General features: G+C 42.3%; 27 protein-coding genes. All 27 read right to left on the minus strand.

Annotated elements, in window-relative coordinates; translation table 11 throughout:
• Nucleotides 1–234 (minus strand): hypothetical protein (locus V6R21_RS17650; RefSeq protein WP_334244936.1); only part of this gene is annotated, 234 nt, incomplete at its 3' end.
• A gap of 1 nt (nt 235) precedes the next feature.
• Nucleotides 236–1,540 (minus strand): hypothetical protein, encoded by a 1,305-nt coding sequence (locus tag V6R21_RS17655; RefSeq protein WP_334241705.1) that lies wholly within the window; start codon nt 1,538–1,540, stop codon nt 236–238.
• Nucleotides 1,540–1,794, minus strand: a complete 255-nt coding sequence (locus V6R21_RS17660; RefSeq protein ID WP_334241707.1) for a hypothetical protein — start codon at nt 1,792–1,794, stop codon at nt 1,540–1,542. Before V6R21_RS17660 ends, V6R21_RS17655 begins: the two co-directional genes overlap by 1 nt.
• 173 nt (nt 1,795–1,967) lie before the next feature.
• On the minus strand, nt 1,968–3,623 hold the full coding sequence (locus V6R21_RS17665; protein WP_334241710.1) for a hypothetical protein: 1,656 nt from the start codon (nt 3,621–3,623) through the stop codon (nt 1,968–1,970).
• A complete protein-coding gene (locus V6R21_RS17670) occupies nt 3,598–4,215 on the minus strand; it encodes a hypothetical protein (RefSeq protein WP_334241712.1) in 618 nt (205 codons plus the stop codon). The genes V6R21_RS17665 and V6R21_RS17670 overlap by 26 nt, the downstream gene beginning before the upstream one ends.
• A complete protein-coding gene (locus V6R21_RS17675; RefSeq protein ID WP_334241714.1) occupies nt 4,212–4,952 on the minus strand; it encodes a hypothetical protein in 741 nt (246 codons plus the stop codon). The genes V6R21_RS17670 and V6R21_RS17675 overlap by 4 nt, the downstream gene beginning before the upstream one ends.
• Nucleotides 4,952–5,524, minus strand: a complete 573-nt coding sequence (locus V6R21_RS17680) for a hypothetical protein (RefSeq protein ID WP_334241717.1) — start codon at nt 5,522–5,524, stop codon at nt 4,952–4,954. The genes V6R21_RS17675 and V6R21_RS17680 overlap by 1 nt, the downstream gene beginning before the upstream one ends.
• Before the next feature lie 84 nt (nt 5,525–5,608).
• Complete coding sequence (locus V6R21_RS17685) at nt 5,609–6,595, minus strand: hypothetical protein (RefSeq protein ID WP_334241718.1); 987 nt, start codon at nt 6,593–6,595, stop codon at nt 5,609–5,611.
• A 27-nt stretch (nt 6,596–6,622) separates the two neighbouring features.
• Nucleotides 6,623–7,903: a S49 family peptidase gene (locus V6R21_RS17690; protein ID WP_334241721.1), complete on the minus strand. Its 1,281-nt coding sequence runs from the start codon at nt 7,901–7,903 to the stop codon at nt 6,623–6,625.
• A gap of 121 nt (nt 7,904–8,024) precedes the next feature.
• Entirely contained in the window at nt 8,025–10,859 is a 2,835-nt protein-coding gene (locus tag V6R21_RS17695; protein ID WP_334241723.1) for a hypothetical protein, read from the minus strand.
• An 11-nt stretch (nt 10,860–10,870) separates the two neighbouring features.
• Nucleotides 10,871–11,332 carry a hypothetical protein gene (locus V6R21_RS17700; RefSeq protein WP_334241724.1) on the minus strand — a complete coding sequence of 154 codons (462 nt, stop codon included), beginning with the start codon at nt 11,330–11,332 and terminating at the stop codon, nt 10,871–10,873.
• A gap of 666 nt (nt 11,333–11,998) precedes the next feature.
• A complete protein-coding gene (locus tag V6R21_RS17705; protein WP_334241726.1) occupies nt 11,999–12,196 on the minus strand; it encodes a hypothetical protein in 198 nt (65 codons plus the stop codon).
• Nucleotides 12,181–12,858, minus strand: coding sequence for a hypothetical protein (locus tag V6R21_RS17710; RefSeq protein ID WP_334241729.1), 678 nt, complete (start codon nt 12,856–12,858; stop codon nt 12,181–12,183). Before V6R21_RS17710 ends, V6R21_RS17705 begins: the two co-directional genes overlap by 16 nt.
• 64 nt (nt 12,859–12,922) lie before the next feature.
• Nucleotides 12,923–13,084, minus strand: a complete 162-nt coding sequence (locus V6R21_RS17715) for a hypothetical protein (RefSeq protein ID WP_334241731.1) — start codon at nt 13,082–13,084, stop codon at nt 12,923–12,925.
• Nucleotides 13,085–13,102: 18 nt separating this feature from the next.
• Complete coding sequence (locus V6R21_RS17720) at nt 13,103–13,441, minus strand: hypothetical protein (protein ID WP_334241733.1); 339 nt, start codon at nt 13,439–13,441, stop codon at nt 13,103–13,105.
• A complete protein-coding gene (locus V6R21_RS17725) occupies nt 13,434–13,928 on the minus strand; it encodes a hypothetical protein (protein ID WP_334241735.1) in 495 nt (164 codons plus the stop codon). The genes V6R21_RS17720 and V6R21_RS17725 overlap by 8 nt, the downstream gene beginning before the upstream one ends.
• Nucleotides 13,929–13,930: 2 nt before the next feature.
• Nucleotides 13,931–14,527: a hypothetical protein gene (locus tag V6R21_RS17730; protein ID WP_334241737.1), complete on the minus strand. Its 597-nt coding sequence runs from the start codon at nt 14,525–14,527 to the stop codon at nt 13,931–13,933.
• On the minus strand, nt 14,527–14,904 hold the full coding sequence (locus V6R21_RS17735; RefSeq protein WP_334241738.1) for a hypothetical protein: 378 nt from the start codon (nt 14,902–14,904) through the stop codon (nt 14,527–14,529). Before V6R21_RS17735 ends, V6R21_RS17730 begins: the two co-directional genes overlap by 1 nt.
• Nucleotides 14,895–15,230, minus strand: a complete 336-nt coding sequence (locus V6R21_RS17740; protein WP_334241741.1) for a hypothetical protein — start codon at nt 15,228–15,230, stop codon at nt 14,895–14,897. Before V6R21_RS17740 ends, V6R21_RS17735 begins: the two co-directional genes overlap by 10 nt.
• 1 nt (nt 15,231) lies before the next feature.
• Nucleotides 15,232–17,631, minus strand: a complete 2,400-nt coding sequence (locus tag V6R21_RS17745) for a primase-helicase family protein (protein ID WP_334241743.1) — start codon at nt 17,629–17,631, stop codon at nt 15,232–15,234.
• The gene (locus V6R21_RS17750) at nt 17,628–18,137 is read right to left on the minus strand and encodes a hypothetical protein (RefSeq protein WP_334241745.1); all 510 of its coding nucleotides are present in this window, start codon (nt 18,135–18,137) and stop codon (nt 17,628–17,630) included. Before V6R21_RS17750 ends, V6R21_RS17745 begins: the two co-directional genes overlap by 4 nt.
• 57 nt (nt 18,138–18,194) lie before the next feature.
• On the minus strand, nt 18,195–18,890 hold the full coding sequence (locus V6R21_RS17755) for a hypothetical protein (protein WP_334241747.1): 696 nt from the start codon (nt 18,888–18,890) through the stop codon (nt 18,195–18,197).
• A complete protein-coding gene (locus V6R21_RS17760; protein WP_334241748.1) occupies nt 18,887–19,504 on the minus strand; it encodes a hypothetical protein in 618 nt (205 codons plus the stop codon). The genes V6R21_RS17755 and V6R21_RS17760 overlap by 4 nt, the downstream gene beginning before the upstream one ends.
• Complete coding sequence (locus tag V6R21_RS17765) at nt 19,494–19,991, minus strand: hypothetical protein (protein ID WP_334241750.1); 498 nt, start codon at nt 19,989–19,991, stop codon at nt 19,494–19,496. Before V6R21_RS17765 ends, V6R21_RS17760 begins: the two co-directional genes overlap by 11 nt.
• 69 nt (nt 19,992–20,060) lie before the next feature.
• Nucleotides 20,061–20,414 (minus strand): DUF2528 family protein, encoded by a 354-nt coding sequence (locus tag V6R21_RS17770; protein ID WP_334241752.1) that lies wholly within the window; start codon nt 20,412–20,414, stop codon nt 20,061–20,063.
• 4 nt (nt 20,415–20,418) lie between these two features.
• Nucleotides 20,419–20,859 carry a hypothetical protein gene (locus V6R21_RS17775; protein ID WP_334241754.1) on the minus strand — a complete coding sequence of 147 codons (441 nt, stop codon included), beginning with the start codon at nt 20,857–20,859 and terminating at the stop codon, nt 20,419–20,421.
• Between the two features lie 4 nt (nt 20,860–20,863).
• Nucleotides 20,864–21,097: a hypothetical protein gene (locus tag V6R21_RS17780; protein ID WP_334241756.1), complete on the minus strand. Its 234-nt coding sequence runs from the start codon at nt 21,095–21,097 to the stop codon at nt 20,864–20,866.
• Nucleotides 21,098–21,385: the final 288 nt, after the last annotated feature.

Raw genomic sequence — 21,385 nt, forward strand, 5'->3', positions numbered from 1 at the left:
CAGGTTAGCGAGTGCTGACTGGATCTCGTCCAATAGCTCCTGCTCAATATCTGTCAGTGTAGCAGGGTCGGCTTCGTACTTGTCATTGATGCGGTCATACAATGCCTTGCTGATCACTGGAATGATATGCTTGCGCTCTGTCCTGCGGATGGCAGGTTTTATCAGGTCGATATCAAAGTCATCCTTGACGTTGTCAAGATTGTTGGCCAGTTCTTCAGGTGTAGAGATTAACATATTAGCTATTGGTTTTCTCGGTTACTTCAGCGCCTGAGTCAAGCTTGTTAATCAGGCTGTTTTTGAATTTCACTTCATACTCCCACCCATTGTAGTCGAATATGAACTGCACCGGCTCCAAGATGATATCCTGGTCAGGCTGAGAAGTGAGGATGTAGTTGTTGAAAGCTACTCGTTGCTCCGAGCCGCCAGCGTTACCCATCTGCTTTCCTGGTGTACTACCAATAAGCGTTGGGTGAACTCCTGCTGCGAATAGGGTGTGTGAGCTGGCTTCCTGCGAATCCTCGATATAGGCACCGTCTTTCAGCTTATTGTCAATTGGGGTAATGGTCCAACCCTTTCGGATGTTACCCATTCCGTCATCATCTGTAGCAGTCATGATGGCTTTCATGGCATTATCAGTACCAGTCATGGTTTCAGTAAACCATTCCATTTCTTTCTTTACTGTAGCTACCTTTTCACTGGTTGACATGGTGCCCCATTCTTCGTACTTGTCCTCCCACCACCATTTAGCTATTTCTATATGGAATGCGGGTGTTAGCTGATTCTTGAGTGCAGCTTTCTTGAACTCAGGAATACCCATGGCTACTTCGTACCAACCGGACTTACGGACGGTATCCCATGCAGGGAGCGGATAGTATTCCTCATCGATTGCCGGGAATGATAGGGGATAGATCAGCTTATCTGCTTTACTATCTTTTACCGATTGTATAGGGTCATACTCTACATTGATGACATCAACAATGGTCTGGTCTTCTTCCTTGGCTGCTTTCCAGTCCGGATTGATATAGCATTTCTTGAGTGGGCCACTCTTTATCAGGCCCCATCTGCACCATGCTGCTTTGATGCGGTTGATGTTGGCTATCTTATTACGGCCATTACCCATGATCAATTCAGGGAACACTGTATGGTAATAGAAGTAGTCCAGGCAAGCAGGGAACAGGTACATACGCTTGAAGTTGGTTCTCTTGAGCCATTCCTCCACTTCCTTGTCCTGCTTGCGGATAAACGTCTCGTTGCCCTTATCATCTATCTCAGTGACACCGTACACCATACCGCCAGCATATAGGGCCTTGGCTTTCCACTCCAATGTCCGTTTGAGTATTGTTGAGCGGCTTACATCCTCGTACATCTCTTGTGGTCTGAGGTTGTTCTTTCCCCAGTGTGCTATCTCTGTATTACCTGATGAACTGCTGCTGGAAGTCTTGGAGGTTGGACCAATGTTGGTCTTGACCAATGCATTGACACCACCACCGATGTAAGCAGCAGCTCCGTTCTCACTGATATATATGCTCTGTGCGCTCATTAGCTAGGGATTACTCGGTGATCATTAAAATGTGTCATCAGGAAAATGCAGAACTCTCGGATCTTCCCGGCTTTGGTCTTCACCCTGCGATTCCCATGTACATGGCTGATACCCTGCAACTGGCAATCCGAAAGGTGAACTATTTCACCCCCACGGTTACGGTTGCTGTCAGCAGTGACAAATGTGATGGAAAAGACTGCTCCTTCTTTCCTCATCATCTCTATTGCGTGCGTTCTAGTGATTGTATTTTCCATAGGGTGAACTGTCATATACCATATTTTTCACCTTTAGGGTGAAGTTTTTGCAACAGTGCGCGGCGGGGTCAACTTTGTCTTTAAATAGAATTTTAAAGGTTTTAGAAATTGAAAAACCGCCTTATTGATATTGTTAGAGTAGATATTTCGAAAATCCCAGTACAGAATTTTTTTTAGCCATTCGGCACGAAAGAACTACCTGGTGTGATCTTTCCTTTATTGACGGCCACTGCCTGCAAATCCCATGAGTCTGAAAAGTGGGTAGTGGTTCGTTGGTCAACACTTGCGTTCCGCTCCCTGCTCTTGTCCTTCTGTATTTCGCCTTTGCGTCCTTCCTTGACTTTGGCCTGCATCATAGATAGCAATAGCCATTTACAGTTTTCACGGTTGAAGGTCCAGCGGTCAATACGCTCATGGTTGCCTGCAAAAATCTTGTGAGCAATCTGATACTTCTCTGATTGTAGTGCAGGTCTGCCAAGATTGATTCGTTTTATTCGCCAGCCTCTTTTTCTCAGTTGCGCTACAAAGTCATCATTCATAGTCGTCTTTGATCCTGGCGATTTTGTATTGCCCCAATGATCTTCAATGAATGTCACTTCCTTTTTGAGGTGCGCGAGGTAATAGTCTCCAAAATCATTAGCCAGGTCATAGGTCAGTTTCGGATGCTTCACATACAAAGCATTGACTGTTCGCATCTCCCGTCCATGCTGCTGTGACACTGGTAGTGTTGATACTATAGAACCCCAGTCCACTGAAATGATCAGCGGTTTGTTTGGGTCTACATCCGTATCAAATCGGCTATCTCGTTTGCTGAGTGCTTCAAGGTTGTAGCCCAGTTTTTCCAGATAACTGAAGTTGGACTCTGCTACATAGGTGTGTAACCTGTCACTCAGCATAGGATAGAAGCCACCCTCAACTTTCCCTGGTCTTTTATTCAGCATTTCAATCATGAAAATGAATAGCGGTAAATCCCTGAATTGCTGCTCTATATATTTAAAGCCAAGGTTCTGGATATTGTCAAACGCTGAAGCTTCAGAATAGAACATCCCTTTTTTGGAAGGGAAGTACTTTAGTAGCTTGTTAAGCTTCTTGATATCCTCCCAAATCAGCAGCCTTTGTTCCTGCTCTTTTGATTGCAGGAAGTCTATCTGTAGATCAACAATTTCATTTCTGATGTCGATGATATCCGTCTGATAATCATCCTTGTAATAACTTCCATATTCCAGCAACCAATCCGCTTGGTTCATATAAGGCATGGAGCTAAAAATGAAAACACCATGGTGTAAAGGGATATGCTTAAAATAGTCAAGGTTACCACGGTTGGTGGCTGAGACTTCCTTATCAAACTTATCCTTGTCAAGCTCCAACCCTTCATCGGCTATAATTCCATCAGAGTTGACACCCCTTGCAGAACTACTATTGCCATCTTGAGATACAAATTGAAAGATTGTCCCGGTATAGAAATAAATACAGTTGTCATACTTGGCTGGCGGTTCGTAAGGCTCATCCCAGTCCCAAAGCTTTGGAGCCTTCCGGCCAATGAAAAAATGATAGTCCTTGATATAGCCAATCCGTTCCAGTGAAGCTACCGTAGAGGGAAGTGTCTTACTTAAAATGGCACTGTAGGTCCTGCCAACAAGCATCCACTTTGAGCGAGGCATAAGCTGTACAATCAAGTGCATCAGCCATGCAATCAATGAAGACTTACCTGTTCCCCTTCCCCAAATAGATATTGAAGAAGCAAACTTGTGAATCATGTATCGAAGCTGAGGTTTATTGAATTTCAGCTGCTTTATTACAAGATCATTCTTCTTCTTTTTCTTTGCCATCGAGTATCATTTTCATTTCTTCCCTACTTACTTCCATTTCCTCCATTGCATCAACCACCATTTGATGTTTTTGCTTAGGAAGGCTGGAAAGGTCCTCAAAGTCAATATCGATTACCTCACCATTTGAAATTAGCTGGATCAAGTATTGATGTGTTGGCAAATCAGGTACAGCACCGTCAGCCTGTTCAAGCCTTGAGAGCTTAATCATCTGCTCATTGGCTCGGAGCATAAACTCTACATCCTTTGCTTTAGCCGCTATCCTGAAAGCATCCATGGCCAATTCATAATGAATAGCCCTTAGACCTTCCTTCTCAGCTATATTCAAATTTCCATAAAGCCTATATGCTGCCTTGCAGTCCTTGTATGCCTGACTTTCACAGATACCGAACTCATCCATTAAGGAGATTACTACATTGGATTTTTTCTGTCCAGACAATAACATCGACCATGCAGCACGTATCCGGATTGAAGCAGCCTGTTCTTTGGCGCTCAATTCTACAGACTCATCAATGCTGTTGGCTTTGATCCTGTCCAACAGGTTGCCTTTATCATTCAGCAGTTTTTTGTAGTAACCTCCTAATTTTCTTTTCACGCGATGGATGCTTTCAGTTCAGCAAGGGTATCTTCCCACTTCTCAACTAAATGGGCCTTGCTATCATCTTTTCTGTATTTGCTAATCATCTTCTGAGCATGCACGATTTTCTTTTTAACCTCTTCCTGCTCTTCCTCAGATAGAGTTGTAGGCTCAGGCGTTGGCACTACCTTTTCCCCGTTCTTGGCTGCATCAAGTTTGTTATGCACTTCAGGAAGTATCTTGATAGCAATCTCCTTGCACCTGAGAGCGGCTTCCTTTCGTTCCTCGATATGAGTCTGAGCGTTTAGCTTGTTATGGAACAGGAAATTGAACTCATCATACAAAGCCCTTCTTTCCTTGTACAGCGGTTCCAAGCTTGCCTCATCCACCCGGTCATCAGGTTCGGTCAGCTCGGTTAAGCCTTCCTTGAAATCAACTTCCTCAGCTTCCTGCTCAGCTGGAGCTTCAGTATCTTCAGCTTCCTGCTCTGCTGTAGTTTCTTCAGCAGCTTCAAGTTTAATAGGCTGGTTTTCCTGCTTTACCTTTTCTTCCTGAGCCTTTTTACTGTTTGTGTCCTGCTCATACTTCAGGTACATGTACTTCAGTACAGAGTTAAGCTTCCGGACATTGTAGTCTGTCTTTCCTCTTTGGAATAGGGCTACAAGGTTACGGTTCTTGCCGTACTTCAGGTATAGTCTGACACCCGCCTCATAGGAGGGTGTCTTTTGTTCCAAATACTTTTTGATGTCTTTCATTATACGCCAGGAGTGATTACGCCCGTGAATGGATCTTGCACGCTGTCATCAGACAACTTTACAGTACCCATAAAAATAGGTGCAGGACCTTTTCGAGCTGATTGGAAATTGAATGTATTACCTCTTCGATCTGCTGAAGCAGCACCAGTTGTAGCAACTCCACCAGATACACGCTTGGCCGGATAGCCACGATGTCCAAGCATACGTGTTTGGCCATCCATTTCACGCACAAGGATAATGAAGTTGCCATTCTGCGTGTACTGGTCAAAACCAAGCATTTCCCCTTTGGAACCCGGATGCAAAAACTCTATGGAGTTCAATTTTGACATGCCGTCAAACTCACCCTGAGATTCCCCATCAAGCTTCAATGTCTCAATGGTTCCATAGACACGCGTGAACCCTACAGTATTGGCGAATACAATATCTCCCGTGATCGTCACCAAATCTGACAGCAGGTTATCTACATAAGCAGGTTCGTCAGATACAGGAACAGGAAGCGTTACAATATCTTCAAGTTTGGCAATGGCAAGGATCTGTTCCAGTCCCCAGGGTTTGGCTCGCCATCGTTCCATAAAACATCTTCTAACATGATTGATATGATTTGTAAGAAGTGAGAGAATAGGTCTGATTGGCGTTATCAATCAGACCTTTATTGGTTAGGCTTGGTCGTTGATCCAAACCGCATCTAGGGTGGCAAACTGAACACCAAAGGCAAGCGCAAGGAAGATGGCCAACGTTTTAGGGTTGGTCTTCATTACCTCGATTTTCTCCTGGTCAGATTCACCGTCAATACCCACACACATATTCCATTCAGGAGAAATGATCACACGTTGAGAGGTACCCATTCCAGCCAAAGGAACAATCTCACACATACCCGCTGAGCCTTCCAAGTAGGTTTGCTCATACTTGGTATTGTATGGATTTGCACCAGTCTCGGCTTTGTAATCGTCACAATATTTATCGTAAACATTGTAACTCATGTACATCTTAACAGGTCTGCTTCTGAAGGCATCGTCAATTTGACGGTACATGTCTTTAAGCTTCGTTAGTGCATCCGCTGAAGTGATTGCACCTGTAGCAATGACGTTACCTCTTGTAAGGTCAAAACCTTCTGTTGCATCACCAGCATTGTCTATCGCTGATTGCGCGCCAATGGCAAGCTCATCCGTGATGATCTTAAAGAAGCCATTATTCACATCCACCGCATCGGTACCAGCACTGTTATAGATGCCATTAAACAGGACATCCATATTCAGTTCATGACCTACAGTAGCGAGAATCTGCTCAAAAAATTCTTTCTCAAAAGGATGGTCACTTGCATCGACACCCTTTTTCATAAGCATGGCTAACCATGACTTACGGTATTCCAATGGGTTTTCTTCCAAGTTGACCTCACCAATCTGTACCTGCAAGGTCCTTGGCTTGATGGCACCCACATTGGCTTTTTTAGACCAATCCTTACCGTAAGGTTTTAGGAGCTTTTCAAGTTGCAGCGTGGAAAGAACATAACGGTCCTTGATTCCTGGCAAGACATTAAAGTGATTGAAAATGTCATCCATGGAAGTGGTGGGGATGGTAATCAGCTCTCGCTGAAATTCCTCACAGTATTGCTGTAATGCTTCAATATTAATAGCGTCAGGCATTTCTATGAAATGTTAGAAGGTGAAGGATTATTTTCTCATTCTGGCGATACGCTCCTGTCTTTGTTTTCCGACAGTAGAAAAGTGAGCGGCTTCAGCGTCAGTAGATGGGCTGCTGTCGTTGTCGCTATTGCCAGTAGCTGGTTGCGTACTGCTTGCGGACGGACTCTTTTCCAGCTCCTGGATACGAGCCTCAAGCGTAGCTATATTTTCGTTAGCTGCTGAAAGATCAGAGTTGGCTGTTTCCAAATTGGCATTGGCAGTTTCAAGCTGCGTTTGTACCGCTTCTGATGCAGCCAAAGACTGCTCGATGGTATCCATCTGTTCGTTGTTAAGCACAACGCCCTCTTCTGTAGCGTCAAGCTCAGTAGCGTTTAAAGCTGCAAAAGTGCGTGCCCATTTGTTGGTGGTGATATTTGACATTTTGGTATTGGTCTTTTTTGAAGAATTTGATTTATCTGTAAGTGCGGATAACCTTTTGAGTGCAAAGTTTTCATCTCCAATGGCATCGATCAGACCAACTTCCAATGCTTCGCTGCTGGTGAAAATGGCTCCTTTGAACAAGGTCTTATGATTTAGCTTCAACTTTCCACGTCGGTTTTTCTTGATACCGTTCACAAAGGCATTGTTAAGTGGGTTCAGGATTTTTTGCTTATATGGTTCAGTGTTACCTTCCATCAATGCCCTGTACTCACTGTTTTTTTCTGAGGCATCATCAGCGTAAATACTATTGAACTTTACGCCCAAACTTTCCCAATACTCACGGTCATCTACATAATTCATCATTGCACCAATAGAGCCGATCAGGTTGGTATCATGTGAGCTAATAATCTCATCTGCTGCACTGGCAATCCACATAGCAGCAGAAGCGGCCATTCCATCACTGACAAAAGCAGCAACAGGTTTACGGGTATTTCGGATTGTATCTACCAATGTTTGTGTACCATCAGCCTGACCACCTGGAGAGTCAATATCCAACAGGATAGCGTCAATATCCGGATCATTATCAAAGGCAATAATTTGTTTTGATTTGGTAATGGTCCCCTCAGGGCCACACTGTTGGTCATTCTTCATGACAACACCATGGATCTTGACAACCCCGAATCTTCTCTGCTTACTTACTCCACTGGAGGCAACAGTATAATTCATCGTGTTGGAGCGGTGCGCTTCCCGAAGCTGAGCAAGGTCTTTTCCTTCCCAGAAACTACGTCCGGACAATATGGAGTTGATCAGTGGTACAAATCCTTTGACAGAGTCTTGATTAATAGCCCAGACGCTATTAAGTATGGTAGAAATAAGTGCTGTATTCATTGCGCTTCAGTTCGGTGATTCGATTTTGAAGCAATAACAGGATAGGAGATGTTTTCCCGTAGGACAAAAAGTTGTTCAATAGAAAGGTGAAAAAGCCTCCCGGTGATGGGAGGCTTTCTTGTTATATAGTGGCCAGTGTTGTTCCACTTACATTCTTGACAGTAAAGGTACCGCCACTGTTTTTGATTACGGTAAAGTCATCGGCAACAACATCGCTGGTATCTGCTACCGTTATTTCCAAATCCCCTTCCGTAATGATATAGTTTGCATTGGAGTTCCCATCATCGTTATAGCGGGACACCCACTGACAACCCGACCAATCCAAGACACCACTCATACCATTTCCCCTGTAGTTGAGTCTTCTCAGTTCTCCATTCACATTAAGCATGTTCCTTATTTTACCCTCTATATTGAAAAAGAAATTGTAACTCCTGAAGCCGAACTCGACATTGGCAAAATCATAATCAAAGTTATCAGGCATGGAGTCCATATTCCTGAACAGGATCTGAGACCTTACTGAGTAACTACCTGCCTTGAATGGTGTTACGCCAGTCACCAATGGCAATTCAAAAAGATAGAGGTACCCATTACCAAACTCGTTATGTATCCTGACGTTTGACAGGTCCAGTACCCCTGTAAGGTTAGGCAAATAAGAAATCACAAAGTCACCTTTACCCAAGTTGGTAGTGTTAGAGAATAGCAAAGTATCACAAGCCATTTGCGACAGGCTAAACTGAGGGTATCCAGTATCCGAAGGATCACTGATATCCACATCAAAATCAAGCCCACTAAAGTCAGCCGTACCAACTGTATTACCAATGGTTGCCAGTAATGGATTGTTGGATACAATACATACACCATTGTTGTTTTGGTACCCACCTGCATAGGTAGTTTGTATTGATTTCACCTTCTCCAGTAATGGGTGGTTGTTGATTCTCAGCTCTATAGTACGATCATCTGTGTAATTGATAGGCATATCAATCTCCTGCAATATATCATTGTCCCTTGCATAGAACCTTACCAGTGCTGTATCTGCAAATGAGATCCTTTCCAGTTTAGGATTGTACCATAACCTGAAATAGGCATTGCCCTGAAGTACAGATAACTTTGAGTCACTACCGTCTATCAGGCGTAAATTCGCATTATTGTTGGCTATAAACTGTCTTCCGCCATTTACCTCATCTCCAATAATTGACTCCTTGAAGATGATTTCCTCCAGATTTGTTTGATCATTGATAGTGAAAAAGTCTCCAAACCTTGCATACAATGCTTTAAATGTCCCCTTGATGGCATCATTGCCAAATTCTGAATTGTTGATGCTTATATCCTGATAGTTATTAGGATCATCATTTACACTGGCTACCGCCAATACCATCATATCACCATCATCATTAATAGCATATCGGGTAATACTGCTTGATGCCCCTTGGTCGCTTTGATATCCGCTATCCTTTTCAAAAAAGACATTGGCACATTGCAGCCTTTCCCGCAGTGGGTTTTTCAGTACCTGCTCTATATAGTTGTCATCCCCAAAGAAGCTCAGGTAAAACCAGTGGCTCCATAGCTTGATGGTCATCTGACTGCCAGCTTCCTGCAACAGCTCATTGAACACGTCCAGATAGACAGCTGCAATACGGTTAAGTGAAAGGTCATAGGTGGCTGTAGAAGCATTTGCCGCATCAGTAAAATCTACATTATAGATGCTTAGCTTTTTCATATCAAGCTCTATCAGGCTATCAGGTTCCGTATGGTAAAATTCCACAATCGATCCCTCCAAACCATAGTACGATTCCATACCAGTGGCATTGATAAACACATTGTTGTATGGTCCCCGGACAATGATCAGCCCTTCTCCTGAATTCTGAGAAAAACGGTTACGCAGATCAAAATACCCTTTCTTCATCTTCACTTTCACAAGGCCAAAAGTAGCGGTCGTAAATGTCCAGCCTTCCCCGTTGCCGTCAAAGTTCTCTCCGCCCAGCTTTTCCATCAGGTCAATACATGATTGGTCTGGTTCCTCTCCAGGAATAAGCGGAAACCCTTGTGCTGAAGACTCAAACCCAAACTCATCTACCAGTACGCCAATCTTAAAGGTACGTCCTGTAAAGGTCTGATTACTGCCAATGTTATCGACCTGTTCCAGTATTGACAAAAGCTTATCCTTTTGGAGTATGGCATTGGTAACATCTACCGTAACATCTTGCTGCTTAATCCAATCACCCAAAGTCAGGTTCAGGTTATTGGCATTCTTCAAACATAAGTAAACAAGGTTGGTCCATCCGGCATCGCTCAGGTCTACATCACCCGAAATCAGTGCATCACAAAACTGAAATCCTGATACGGAGCTTTTACCATCTTCCAAATACAGATAGGAAAGTCCTGCATCCGGATCATGTACCCATTCATAATTGTTGGTGCCCTGTACCAGTAGTGCTTCAGGGTTGCCACTCTCTACAATAAGGTCTGGTATCTTGACTTCTGTTTCGGTGGCTCCCTCATAGAATGGAATATCACAAGCTGACTGATAACGGCAAGATAGGCGGTACCCGTTTTTGTCAGCAGTTTGAGCGCCTGATCCGTCATCATAGGTGATCCGGGCTGGAAGCTCCTTGGTGCCAACGGCTCTTACGTCTCCGTTCTGATACTCACAAAGCAGGATCAACTCTTTCCCTATTATCTCGCTTAGCTCGGTGGTTACAATCTCCCGCACCTTTGGGAGCTGGAAAGAAAGTGCCGTATCAAAGTATTCTCCCTGGCTACTTTGGTTTTCCTTAACTGTCAGTGAGCCGCTTTCCTGCGTGAAGTAGATTTCCTTCCACACCTTGGTAGGATACAGCTCTATATCACCATCCAGCTTGGCACCTATTTGTTCGGGAAAGGAGGCTATTTCCTCTTCCAGTACGTACTGGATCTTGGCCAGTCCGCCAATATTGGTTTGTCCTGAGTAGGTTGTCATGTTGTTATCAATTAGAAAAGTATATCATCATTTGTATTGGTGGCGAGAAAATGATCCAGCTCTTTTTTGTGGTTTGAGCGTTGCCAAGTCTTGTAGGCTGTTTCACGCTGGAGGTCATCTTCAGAGATTTGGTGAAGCTCCAAAAACTCACTGATGATCAAAAGCACATTATGGCCATGGTTACGCTTGGCATTGTAGAGCACAAAGTCCAGCATTTCTTTGCAAAACCATTCCTTGATCAGTCGTTGGAGGCGGTACCGTCTGGATAGTGTAGGGTTGTGCATCAGTACATGCACACGGTTGTACTTCTCTGCTTGCTCCAGCATATGGAGCATACGTTTACGGTCAGGTCCTTTCTGACCGATACATAAATTAGGATTGATGCGAAGCCGTTTCTGCTTGTTGCGCTTCTTCAAAAACTTGTACAGGTAATTATCCAGCAAAAGTACTGTAGGGCTTAACCTCATTGACATAGGTCATGGATTTGATTTCCACAAAAAAATAAGCTGGATAATGGGTAGTGTAAGAGGGGTTGATTGGGATATACATTTGTCCGTTATAGACCTTTCTAATAGGACAAATGTACATAAAATAGGACAAATGTACATGGTCAAAATCTTGGATATGTCAGATTTTGTACTATTCCCATAATTCTGACCAAATACGAAATTTCAGTGATTTAGTGGCTCCGTGGAGAGTTGGGAAAAAGTGTTGATTTTGTTGATTTGTTGATAGTCTATGTTAAGTGTTAGTTTATCAATGAGTTATAAGATCAACATTTTTGGTAAATCTGATCAACAGCATGTTGTTTGTTGATCGGTTTTTGACCCTTTTTGGTGTGTTTTGTTAAAATACTTTAAAAAACCTGACTAATTCTCTCCTTAGCTGATCAACACTTTTGTTGATTATCAACATTTTTAAAAATTTTGTTGATTGTGTAAGTTATTGATAGTTAGTTTTTTATATACCATTATCAACAAATCAACAAAATCAACACTATTTTCAACTTCGCTGAGTTTTACTGAGAACTAAATCTTTAGTTATTGTATTATCCCTATTTTTTTTTCGATTCGTTTTTTTTCAGGCATAAAAAAGCCTTTGGGAATCCAAAGGCTGTTGATCTGTTGTTTTGTTGATAATCAATCCAGACTATCCAATGCATATTCTTCCTGCCATTTATAAGATTTTCCTGCAACCGTATCTTTTATGTCTTTATTGAAGTCGATAATAGCCGGGAGTAGGAGCAGCACCATCACACATATCAGACAGATAAAACCAATAATGGCGGTGTAATTAATATTTCTTTCCATCATAAACAGGTTTAGTTGTCCATACATTTAGGGCACGTCTTACCATCCACGTATAGTTTGTCTTCACAATACCAACATTGCATGGTTTTTTTTGGTCTATCAACTGGTCTAGTTCGATTAAATGCCAATCTCCATCCTGCATGAAGAAACAAGTCCACGCCTTTGTAGTTGGCCACTTGCATAATTGCGGCTAACGCTGCACCTGCCTGATATTCTCGTGTTGTTCCTGGTCCTTCCGGATCAAGTGCTAGTACCTTTTTTTCGGCATATACCAGGGCATGTTCTATACTTTTGAATGTAGGTTGTTTTCCTGCCAGGTTCTTTTCATACACATAGCCAATGGTACTGATCATTAGCTTCCCTTCATTGTTGCTAATCCAATCACAAATCCAAAGAAAAGAACTTGCTAATTTATCCTCAAAAGTGTCTTTGATAAAGATTGGGTAAAATGTCTGAATATGGAAGTTGAACGTTTCTGGATTTACAAAATTCACAAGAGTTAAACTGTTAATGTAATGTTTGATATATGCTTTTTTGTTGAGGTTTGCAGCTTCAGCTGCTTTTCCCAGGTCAGAGCTTGCCCTTAGTATATTGTGATATTGACAATGTTCTTCTTCTTTAAAGTCTTTTGATTTTACTCTGATATAGGCATTGTGTATAAACTGAGTAAGCCGAGTTGATTTTGCCATTGATTTTTGTAGTTAAAATGGGAGGGGTGAGAAGTCCCTCCCGTTAGGTGAAAAATGCACGAGTTTATTCAGAATCATCATCATCACTGTCATAGTAATAATCGTCATCATCATCATCGTATGACCATATATTTTGACTTCCTTTCTTCTTGTCTAATAAGCTTCCCAGTAGTGAGACGAAAGCCAAGACAATAAAGTAGAGTAGCATTACTTTTATAAGGGCCATGGTTTTAGGGGTTATTGATTAATAATAAGATGTGGGAGTCCCTGATCCATCTCTTTGATCACGTTTAAACTCAGCATTGACTTTTGCTTCTATAGCTTCATCCATATCATAAAAAACACCAACCTCTTTATAGTAATGAGTATGACCTTTTGGCTTTTTCATAAGCTTTATGATATTATTTTCGAAGATTTCAAGTTTGAATTTTTCTTGATCGATATGGTTTCTTATTTCTCGATGATGTTTTTTAGACTCTTTTAGTTTTTTAGCATCATCTATATTTAGAAAAATGACCAAGGCTATCAACATGAAAAGAAAGCCTAACTCAATGCTTAGAATTATTCCATTAGAACTACTCATTATTATTAATGAAAAGGTGTTTGTACTCAGTGAATGTGATTTCTTTACAGTCTTTTGGAGGGTCAAACTTAAATGTATCGCTGACCATAAAACCATAGTATTTTTTATTTCTAAATGAGTATCCTATATGATTAGGAAAGCCTTTATAACCGACGCATTGATTCAGCTCTTTTCTACCTATTAGAAGACATTCATCCATTTCTTTTTGTATCGTCTTACCTAATTTGGTGTTCAGTTTTGGCATCCATTCATGACTAGAATTATAGACGTTCTTCCAAACCTTGGTATCCACCTCAACATCCTTATCAAAGGTTACAGAGGAAAAACCTCCTTGAGCTGCAAAGTCATCAGGACGGTAATGTTTAATGTTGTACTTAAAACAGAAATCAATTTGATCATCATAAGCTTGTTCCATTCTTCTTTCCAGTTCCTGAAACTTCTTACCTGTCTCGGTTTTCTTTTCTGTGATATAATAAATCGTTGCCATGGTTATACTTCGGGTTCAAGTTCTACAATGATGTTATTGTCCATATAGCGTCTGACGCTTTTGATCTGCTCAGGAAGGTCTAAGCTGATTTTTTGCATCATGCGAGAGAAAGTGGAAAGTCCCAGACCTGCATTTGAAATGTCCTGCTTCATCTGCTTTTCCATCTTGCGTTTAGCTTGTCTATTGATTGCTCGTTTGATTCGTTTTTCCCATTCTTCTTTGGTTATGGCTCGGGCATTTTGAAACATCACGTTTTTGTATTCCTCAAAATAGCTGCTGGCCACTGATACCATAAGTCTGAAGTGATACTCATCGCTGCCGGAAAGCGATTCGACGTATGGGAATATCTCATCGGTCTTTTTGTCCAGCAGGTCAAACTCAGGGCTGTTAGGCATTTCATACAGCGTGATAAAGCTTTCGGCTTTCCTCTCGAAGTTTTTGTACTTGAGCTTCATTGCTTGGTTGCCACTGGCAAAGCTGCGGTAATAAGCCAGCGCGATATATAAGGCTGTCTCGAAGCGGTGAACCTTGTTGATTATTGCTTCGGTTACACCTTCAGGTTTTTTGAACTTAGGTTCGTAATAGTCTAGGATATGCATCAGAATAAGTTTAGTTGGTTAGGATCTTTTTTCTCATGTTTCGTCAATGGCTCAAATGCTTTGCATGTATCGTTTAGGTTTTGAGCAATGCCCATCATTTCAGCCACTTCAATGGGGATAGTATCCTGGTAAAAGATGATTTCAAGTGCCAGTTTCCCGATACACTCCTGACCTGTTTTCACCAGTTGGATACTCTCTTTCAGCAATGGCAGCTCATATTTCGGGTGGTGAGCTGATAGGCATTTTCGGCATTTCAGACAGTTCTGATCTTTCCATTCCGTTACCTGCCAAGCATGGTCAAATGGGTTGATGGTATCTGTCCGTTTATGCCCTTCAGCCAGTTGCTGTATATGGTTGAGGTTTTTGTTTAGGTCCATGCTACTCCTTCTTTGTTTAGATAGCTGATAATGTTTCTTATCCTCATATATTCCTGGTGCATCAGCTGGTATTCCAGTTGCTTATCCTCATATACTTTTGGATCGGTTTCTCCCATCATCTGAGCAAGTCTGATTTGTTCAGATTTCTTTGACTTTTGATCCTGTAACATATCATGGTACCAGTTCAAGCAATCACTGAAGCAGTCGAAGTCTGGCTTTAATTCATCCGGATAATTATTGAGTTTACCTAGGTTGGCTCTGTACTCCAGTGCTGCTTTTGTAGCCTTGAATATTAGTTCGAGGTCTTCACTTTGAATCGTTATCATATTAGAAAGGAGGTTTAAATTGAATCTTGTCGTAATTGTCTGAGATCACTACTGTTCTGTCTTTCTCGCTCCAGTCGTGAAAGCTCTGTATATGCTTGCGCCATTGATCCTGTTTGATTGGGTTATCTACCTTTCGGTTAAACCTTTCCATCAAGTCTTCCATTTCTATCCACCTGCTGTTAATTGGCTGAGCTTTGAGGTATTCAAATACCAGGTCTTCAGCGTTGCCGTTCAGGTGAATTTTGGCGGTTTCAACCAAGTAGTTTTCCTCATCAATGTTCAGGTCGTCGATTGTCTTACCCTTGATTCTTTCAAATTCTTCAGGTGTTAACCAATCTTCAGCTTGAAGCTCGTAATAGCGGTTTTTGGGAATCCTGTACTCGCTGGTGTTCTTGATTTTCTCTCTGTAATAGATGTACTGAAGGTTGCCTTTATGGTCTTTTTCCACATCCAAAGGGATGTAGATAAATGACACACTTGTACTTAGGGTTTTGTATCCTTTTTCTGCAAACACTCGCTTGATGTCATCAGGGCTGTACTTAAACTTGGCGGTGTCTTTCATCAGGTCACAAAGTACCTTTGGGTGTATCCTGACCGTTTGCACATTGAAGTTGAGGAAAAGGTCTCTCATAAAGGTTTCGACCTCTTTCATGGCCATTGGCTTTGAATGCTTGATCACATTGAAAAACTCTTCCGTTTGAATGTGCTTTACATTGAACCAAAGACGGCCCATCTTCATTTCGGCAATGCTGTTGTTTCGGGCATTGGGGTTTACATGGTGGATAGGAGTCTGGACTAACATGCTCAGGAATGCAGGGACTTCTTCCTTCATCATCTGCAGCATGTTTGGTTTTGTCTCTTGTAGTACTGGCGGTTTCAGCATAAAGAAACGGTCCTCATCATCAGAGTCAATCTTCATGATATTATCCTCATGGTTTGAGGTGGCTATGAAGTGAGCAAAGTTGGATACTTCAGACTTGATCACACCTTTTGGTTCCATCAATCTTGTGTGTCCTGTGATCAAATCCTTTAGCATGTTCATCGCCTGGTCTCTTTCACTTTCTACCTTAATTTCTTCCAGACCTATATATGTCTTGTAAGCGTTGTGTGAGTTGAACCTGCCTAACAGGTCGTTGATATCAGTAACCATGGCATTGGCTCCAAAGATGTATCGCATCAGGTTGAGTAAGGTTGACTTACCTGTTCCACGCTCGCGGCTCATCAGGATGACCATAGGGAGTCTGGCTTTTGGATAGCGATAGGCAATCCGGAACCAGTCAAGCAATACCGTTAATCTGTCTCCCAATATTGGTGCATCCCATTCCGCATTCCCTTGTGAGATATGGTGGAAATAGCTTAGGATATTGGGACATGCTTCTGCTGCTTCTTCAGCAGTTTTGAAATTGCCAGGATAAACATTCAGCGGTTCGTAGACATTGTAATAGTCAAACTCCAACCTGCCTTTGCTGGTGGTAAACCTCCGTTGGTAGTTCTTGGTGTTGTCCGGCTCAAGCGCCAGCCCATCATAAGCGGGGATGTCTTTGATAAAATCCGCTCCATATTTCCTTTTTACCGATTCGTAGGAAGTTGGCTGCATGCCTCGTACAAACAGGTCAGCATTTTCGCCCAAATACTGGACTGACATCAGTACAATCTTATCCAAGATTTGAATATACTTGTCTGCATCTACGTGCTTGATCTTTTTGATCTCACCCCTGATCAGTTGGTAAATGCAAGACTTATAGATAAACTCAGACTTGTCAATATCTCCAAACCTGTTATAGATATTATAGAAGTCTTGTACCGTGTGATCCTGAAAGTCGATACCAAAGTAGCGGTACAGGTGTTCCATTTCTCCATCAGCCAGCTTGACATGATCAAACCATTTGTTTTCATGTTCGCTGCTTAGGGATTTAATGATTTCTTCTTCGTGATCCGGAAATTCGAACAGCATCCTATCCAGTGTTCGGGCTTGCTGCCAGTAGTCCGCCTTGATTACTTTCAGTACGATTCTTTTGGTTGCAATACCTTTCCGTTTGGTTAGGTAGTTAAAAGCCTTGTGGAATGACTTGATCTGTTTTGTCAAACCTGCGGGCTTTTTATAGAGGTCTTTGTTTGGGTGGTATTTGTTGACTCTTGTATCAGATGGGTAGAGTATTGTCAGTACTTCAGGAGTTAGTTTGTCCAGGATATCGGTCAGCTCTTTTACTGGCTCCATTGAATCGTAATTGAACAAGTCGTAAAACTTTTGAACCAATACGATGTCATCCCCTTGTAAACTTCCTTCAATTCCTTCGGTTTCTGACCCTAGCACAATGATTACATTTTTGGAAAGGTTCTTTCCATCCATGGTCATCTTAGCTTCAATTGCCTGTGAAAAAAGTATCGTTGAGGTATTCATAATATTTTACTGATTGCGTCTTCTGCGGTTAATGTCTTTTCTGTTTCCTCGTAGGGAATTTCTTCTTCCATAAATCTGATCAGGGCATAGAGCCTTACAATGCTTCGGCTCTTTGCTTGGATCGTGTCTTGGTCTGTCTCCTGCTGGATGGCAAACCAAAACTTGAACATCATCACCTTAAACTCTGCTATGCGGTGCTTATCGATCAGGTCGGATGACTCTAGCATATGCGCTGATTCCATGCGTCCTTTTTCCAATTGCACTTTCATTGAATTGCGGCTAACGAAAGCGTTGTGCCGCTGTACCAAGTCCTGTTTTACACCATTATAAATGGAGGTGGTGGTTTGCATGATCTTCTTATAGAAGGTCAGCTCTTCGGTGATATACTTGCGGCTCTTCTCGTTGCACCAACTTTGCTGTAGTGTCCATTCCTTTTTTTGGATGGCCTTTTGCAGGTCGTTGGTCAGGAACTGGAAGTGCTTCTGATGTGTGGGTGTTGCGCTCATCTGTTATCCTCCTTTTTTATCCCAAATTGGTGTCCAGCTATTCAATCAGGTAGGACATTATTCTGCTTCCTGTTCCCTTCTTTTTTGCTGACCTTTCAGCGCATTTAAGCGATTTTGAGCGGATCGGTATTTGGTGTTAAGCTCTTCCTTTTGCTCGTTCAGTTCGCTGATCTGCTCCCGCTGGATGGCCAGTGTTCGGTCTGCATCTTCCAAGTTTTCTTCCAGTTCGGCTACCTTGTTTTTGAAGTCATTCAAGCGACTGTTGAGCGAAGTATTAGCGGATTGTAGCGACTGTTCTGACTCGCCCATATTGTTGAGCTGTCGTCTCATTTCGGAGTTGGCTTTTTCCTGCTCGATACATGACTGGTGTATTTCGTTGTAGCGAGACTTGAGCGACGTGTGAGCGGATTTCTCCAACTTCAAATCCTGTTCGAGCGAGTCTTTTTCAGCCTTCAGGTTTCGCTCTGAGTTCGCTACCGAAACAGCGATTTGTTGTGCCTCTTCGAGAGCGGTTTTGAGCGAATCCACTTGTTTTTGATAGTCTGAGACTATTTCAAGCTTGTTTTTAAGGGTGTTGTAAGTGGCCTTCAGAAGGGTAGTGGCGATATACGCCACTGCCGAAAATGTGAAAGCTATTGTGTTGTCCAGCTCAAAGGCTTGCTTTACTACCTGACCAGCCAAAATGACCACTGCCATGGTGAATAGAAAGCGGAACATCGTACTGGTGCGAAGGATATATTCTAGTGTTTTCATGCCTGTCTATTGATTTTGGATTTCAAGATTTCAAACTGTGAATTGGTGGATGCTTCCGGTACCTTTTTGGGTGTTGGTTCGGTCGCTTCCGGTTCGCTCTCTTGTCGCTTGTACTTGCTCATCATTTGCTCAAAGTTTTCTTTCTCCACTCGCTTGGCTAGCTCGTGGCTGGCGATCATAATAAAGAGTGAAGGGAAGAAACCGAGCACCCCAATTCCGAAGATTAGCAGCTCATTGATTTGCTCGCTGTACAAAATGGCGTGGTAACTGGCGATGGATAAGCAGCCGCTGACAAACGCTGAAAAGTAGCTGCTCTTTTGCATGCCGTTGATGGCGAAAAAGAAGGAACCCGCCTCGATAACCAGACCTGCACAAAGTCCCAAAAGGATGGAAAGTGTGTGCATCAGCATAGAGCTGTTATCCATTCCCATGGCTTCCAGTTGTGAACTGATTTTGCTCTCGAAAATGGAGGCAAAAAAGATGGCGATGCTTATAGCCTGGACAAATGCCATTAGGCCGATCATCAGCGCAAAGCCACTTGTTTGACGGAGCATAAAGAGTAGTAGGTCCGTTCTGTTCTTTAGTTCGAATACCCAGTGTGTTTTATGCTTCATTGTATATCTGAATAGGTTCTTTGAATAAGTATAATGCGTAAGAGATCATCCGTTCTCTCTCCAACTGGTTAGCGTTGTGGAATAAGTGGCAGATTGATTTTGCCGAAAACGGATCATGTGTAGGAAGTCTGTATTTCACCAGTTGGGCATGTCTGCCAAACACTAGATCAAACATCTCTACAGGCTTGAGGTTGTAGGTAAAAAAACACCAGTCCTTTATATGTTTCTTGACTGAGTCAATTGGCAGTAGGCTGTTTATTTCCTTGCTGATATACTCAGCGAAAAGCTGCTCAGCCTCTGAGTCCACCATCAGGATAAACTCAGGAAGGCTGAAACGTGTAGATTCGTATTTCTTGTGAAGGTGCTCAGGGTTGGTGTGATCCCCGAAAATCTTTCTAAAATCAGGATAGTATAAGTGCCTCTCTGAGTACTTGCAAACCATTCTGATGATGTTGTGAATCTGTTCGTAATTCGGTATCTTTATCATTCGAAATTTTAGTTTAAAAGGCTGCATCAGGCGTTAAGTGATGTGGCCTTTTTTTGTTTATGGATTTAATTAATGTTGTGGGTTTATGTCTACCGTTAGCCAATCCTCTCGTAACTCAAATGGACTGAAGTTGACAACTTTTACACCTATTGATCCGTCCAGTTTGGGCCATTCCGGTTTTGAGTCAAATACATCAATAAGCTGATCAGCATTATCAATCCTTCTGGACATCGCTTCACGAAAACATTCAAGTGACCACTTTCTAATTGCCTCTTCGATTTCGTCAGCTTCTTCGTCATAGTCCCAGTCCCAATATTCAAGCAGTACATTTGCTGATTCAGTAGTAAAAACATCAGTATCGACTTCGAATGTGACCTCGGCATAGGATGAGTCGTATTGACATCTATATTCTTTTATTGGCATGGCTTTAAGGTTTTGGAGCGATGGTTAATGACATTTCCTGATCTGGAGTGTAAGTTTTCCCATCATCAATCCAACCGATTTTACCAACCTTCACCATCTCATTCATCATCTCATCAGTTACGTTTTGGCCTGAAGCTTTGAGTAATATACTGGCGTTATTTTTCACCTGAATAATCATGTTTAGTGACTCCTTAAAGTCAGCTATGAAATCATCTAGGTTTTCGGCAGTGACCACATTACAGATATCCTGAATGGTTTCGAGGTCGTACTCCTTATTGGTTGGTGTTCTTGTCGGTTGACTTGGAGTAGGTTCAAGTTCTTTCGACTGGACCCATTCACTGTAGGTTTTTGACTTGTTGGTTCCGTCTCCATGATGTATTTCATTTAGATATGCTTCTGCTGCATTACACCTTTTCTTCCAGTAATCTTGTTCTGCTTTTGTCATCGTTTTACTTGTTTTGTGATTCTTGTGCTTCGCATTCAGCTTTCCTTACTTCGAGGTTTGCCATTTGAATAGTATAAAGTGTGTTCTCCCATTCTTCGGCTTCATCATCTTGATAGTTCTCTTCTGCAAGGTCTTTCATATCACCTGCATAAGTTTCCATCTCATCAAGGATGTTGCTTGATAGGGCTGTAAGTGGTGTCTCTCCATCGTACAGTTCATTAAATTCTTGTGTAGTCATCAGTGATAGCTTTTACGGTTATACATAATTTTCAAAACCCAAAAGGGCATAGTTTACCTGTTGCACCGTCAGCATATGTTTTTTGCTTATGGCGTACAGGAGGGGTAAGAACCCGATATATATAATGTTATGAGTATGCAATTGGATGTGGGAAGAAATCCCAATCAGGTAAAAGGCAATGCCTTTTACTTGACCCCTCTGTTTAACCCATTATCAATCAAAAATTTTATGCCTTAAATGGAGCAGGACATTCGCCCCGCTCCGTGTTTCCGATTACCTTGAAATTGT

This window comes from Limibacter armeniacum (assembly GCF_036880985.1).
GTDB classification, from domain to species: Bacteria; Bacteroidota; Bacteroidia; order Cytophagales; family Flammeovirgaceae; genus Limibacter; species Limibacter armeniacum.

Coding starts and splice junctions, on each gene's coding strand:
- V6R21_RS17710 (WP_334241729.1), bottom strand. CDS start 12,858: ATGGCAAAATCAACTCGGCTTACTCAGTTTATACACAATGCCTATATC.
- V6R21_RS17685 (WP_334241718.1), bottom strand. CDS start 6,595: ATGCCTGACGCTATTAATATTGAAGCATTACAGCAATACTGTGAGGAA.
- V6R21_RS17760 (WP_334241748.1), bottom strand. CDS start 19,504: ATGAAGCATAAAACACACTGGGTATTCGAACTAAAGAACAGAACGGAC.
- V6R21_RS17655 (WP_334241705.1), bottom strand. CDS start 1,540: ATGAGCGCACAGAGCATATATATCAGTGAGAACGGAGCTGCTGCTTAC.
- V6R21_RS17705 (WP_334241726.1), bottom strand. CDS start 12,196: ATGTATGGACAACTAAACCTGTTTATGATGGAAAGAAATATTAATTAC.
- V6R21_RS17680 (WP_334241717.1), bottom strand. CDS start 5,524: ATGGAACGATGGCGAGCCAAACCCTGGGGACTGGAACAGATCCTTGCC.
- V6R21_RS17720 (WP_334241733.1), bottom strand. CDS start 13,441: ATGAGTAGTTCTAATGGAATAATTCTAAGCATTGAGTTAGGCTTTCTT.
- V6R21_RS17755 (WP_334241747.1), bottom strand. CDS start 18,890: ATGAAAACACTAGAATATATCCTTCGCACCAGTACGATGTTCCGCTTT.
- V6R21_RS17740 (WP_334241741.1), bottom strand. CDS start 15,230: ATGATAACGATTCAAAGTGAAGACCTCGAACTAATATTCAAGGCTACA.
- V6R21_RS17750 (WP_334241745.1), bottom strand. CDS start 18,137: ATGAGCGCAACACCCACACATCAGAAGCACTTCCAGTTCCTGACCAAC.
- V6R21_RS17765 (WP_334241750.1), bottom strand. CDS start 19,991: ATGATAAAGATACCGAATTACGAACAGATTCACAACATCATCAGAATG.
- V6R21_RS17770 (WP_334241752.1), bottom strand. CDS start 20,414: ATGCCAATAAAAGAATATAGATGTCAATACGACTCATCCTATGCCGAG.
- V6R21_RS17695 (WP_334241723.1), bottom strand. CDS start 10,859: ATGACAACCTACTCAGGACAAACCAATATTGGCGGACTGGCCAAGATC.
- V6R21_RS17690 (WP_334241721.1), bottom strand. CDS start 7,903: ATGAATACAGCACTTATTTCTACCATACTTAATAGCGTCTGGGCTATT.
- V6R21_RS17700 (WP_334241724.1), bottom strand. CDS start 11,332: ATGTCAATGAGGTTAAGCCCTACAGTACTTTTGCTGGATAATTACCTG.
- V6R21_RS17780 (WP_334241756.1), bottom strand. CDS start 21,097: ATGACTACACAAGAATTTAATGAACTGTACGATGGAGAGACACCACTT.
- V6R21_RS17735 (WP_334241738.1), bottom strand. CDS start 14,904: ATGGACCTAAACAAAAACCTCAACCATATACAGCAACTGGCTGAAGGG.
- V6R21_RS17665 (WP_334241710.1), bottom strand. CDS start 3,623: ATGGCAAAGAAAAAGAAGAAGAATGATCTTGTAATAAAGCAGCTGAAA.
- V6R21_RS17775 (WP_334241754.1), bottom strand. CDS start 20,859: ATGACAAAAGCAGAACAAGATTACTGGAAGAAAAGGTGTAATGCAGCA.
- V6R21_RS17730 (WP_334241737.1), bottom strand. CDS start 14,527: ATGCATATCCTAGACTATTACGAACCTAAGTTCAAAAAACCTGAAGGT.
- V6R21_RS17675 (WP_334241714.1), bottom strand. CDS start 4,952: ATGAAAGACATCAAAAAGTATTTGGAACAAAAGACACCCTCCTATGAG.
- V6R21_RS17715 (WP_334241731.1), bottom strand. CDS start 13,084: ATGGCCCTTATAAAAGTAATGCTACTCTACTTTATTGTCTTGGCTTTC.
- V6R21_RS17660 (WP_334241707.1), bottom strand. CDS start 1,794: ATGGAAAATACAATCACTAGAACGCACGCAATAGAGATGATGAGGAAA.
- V6R21_RS17725 (WP_334241735.1), bottom strand. CDS start 13,928: ATGGCAACGATTTATTATATCACAGAAAAGAAAACCGAGACAGGTAAG.
- V6R21_RS17745 (WP_334241743.1), bottom strand. CDS start 17,631: ATGAATACCTCAACGATACTTTTTTCACAGGCAATTGAAGCTAAGATG.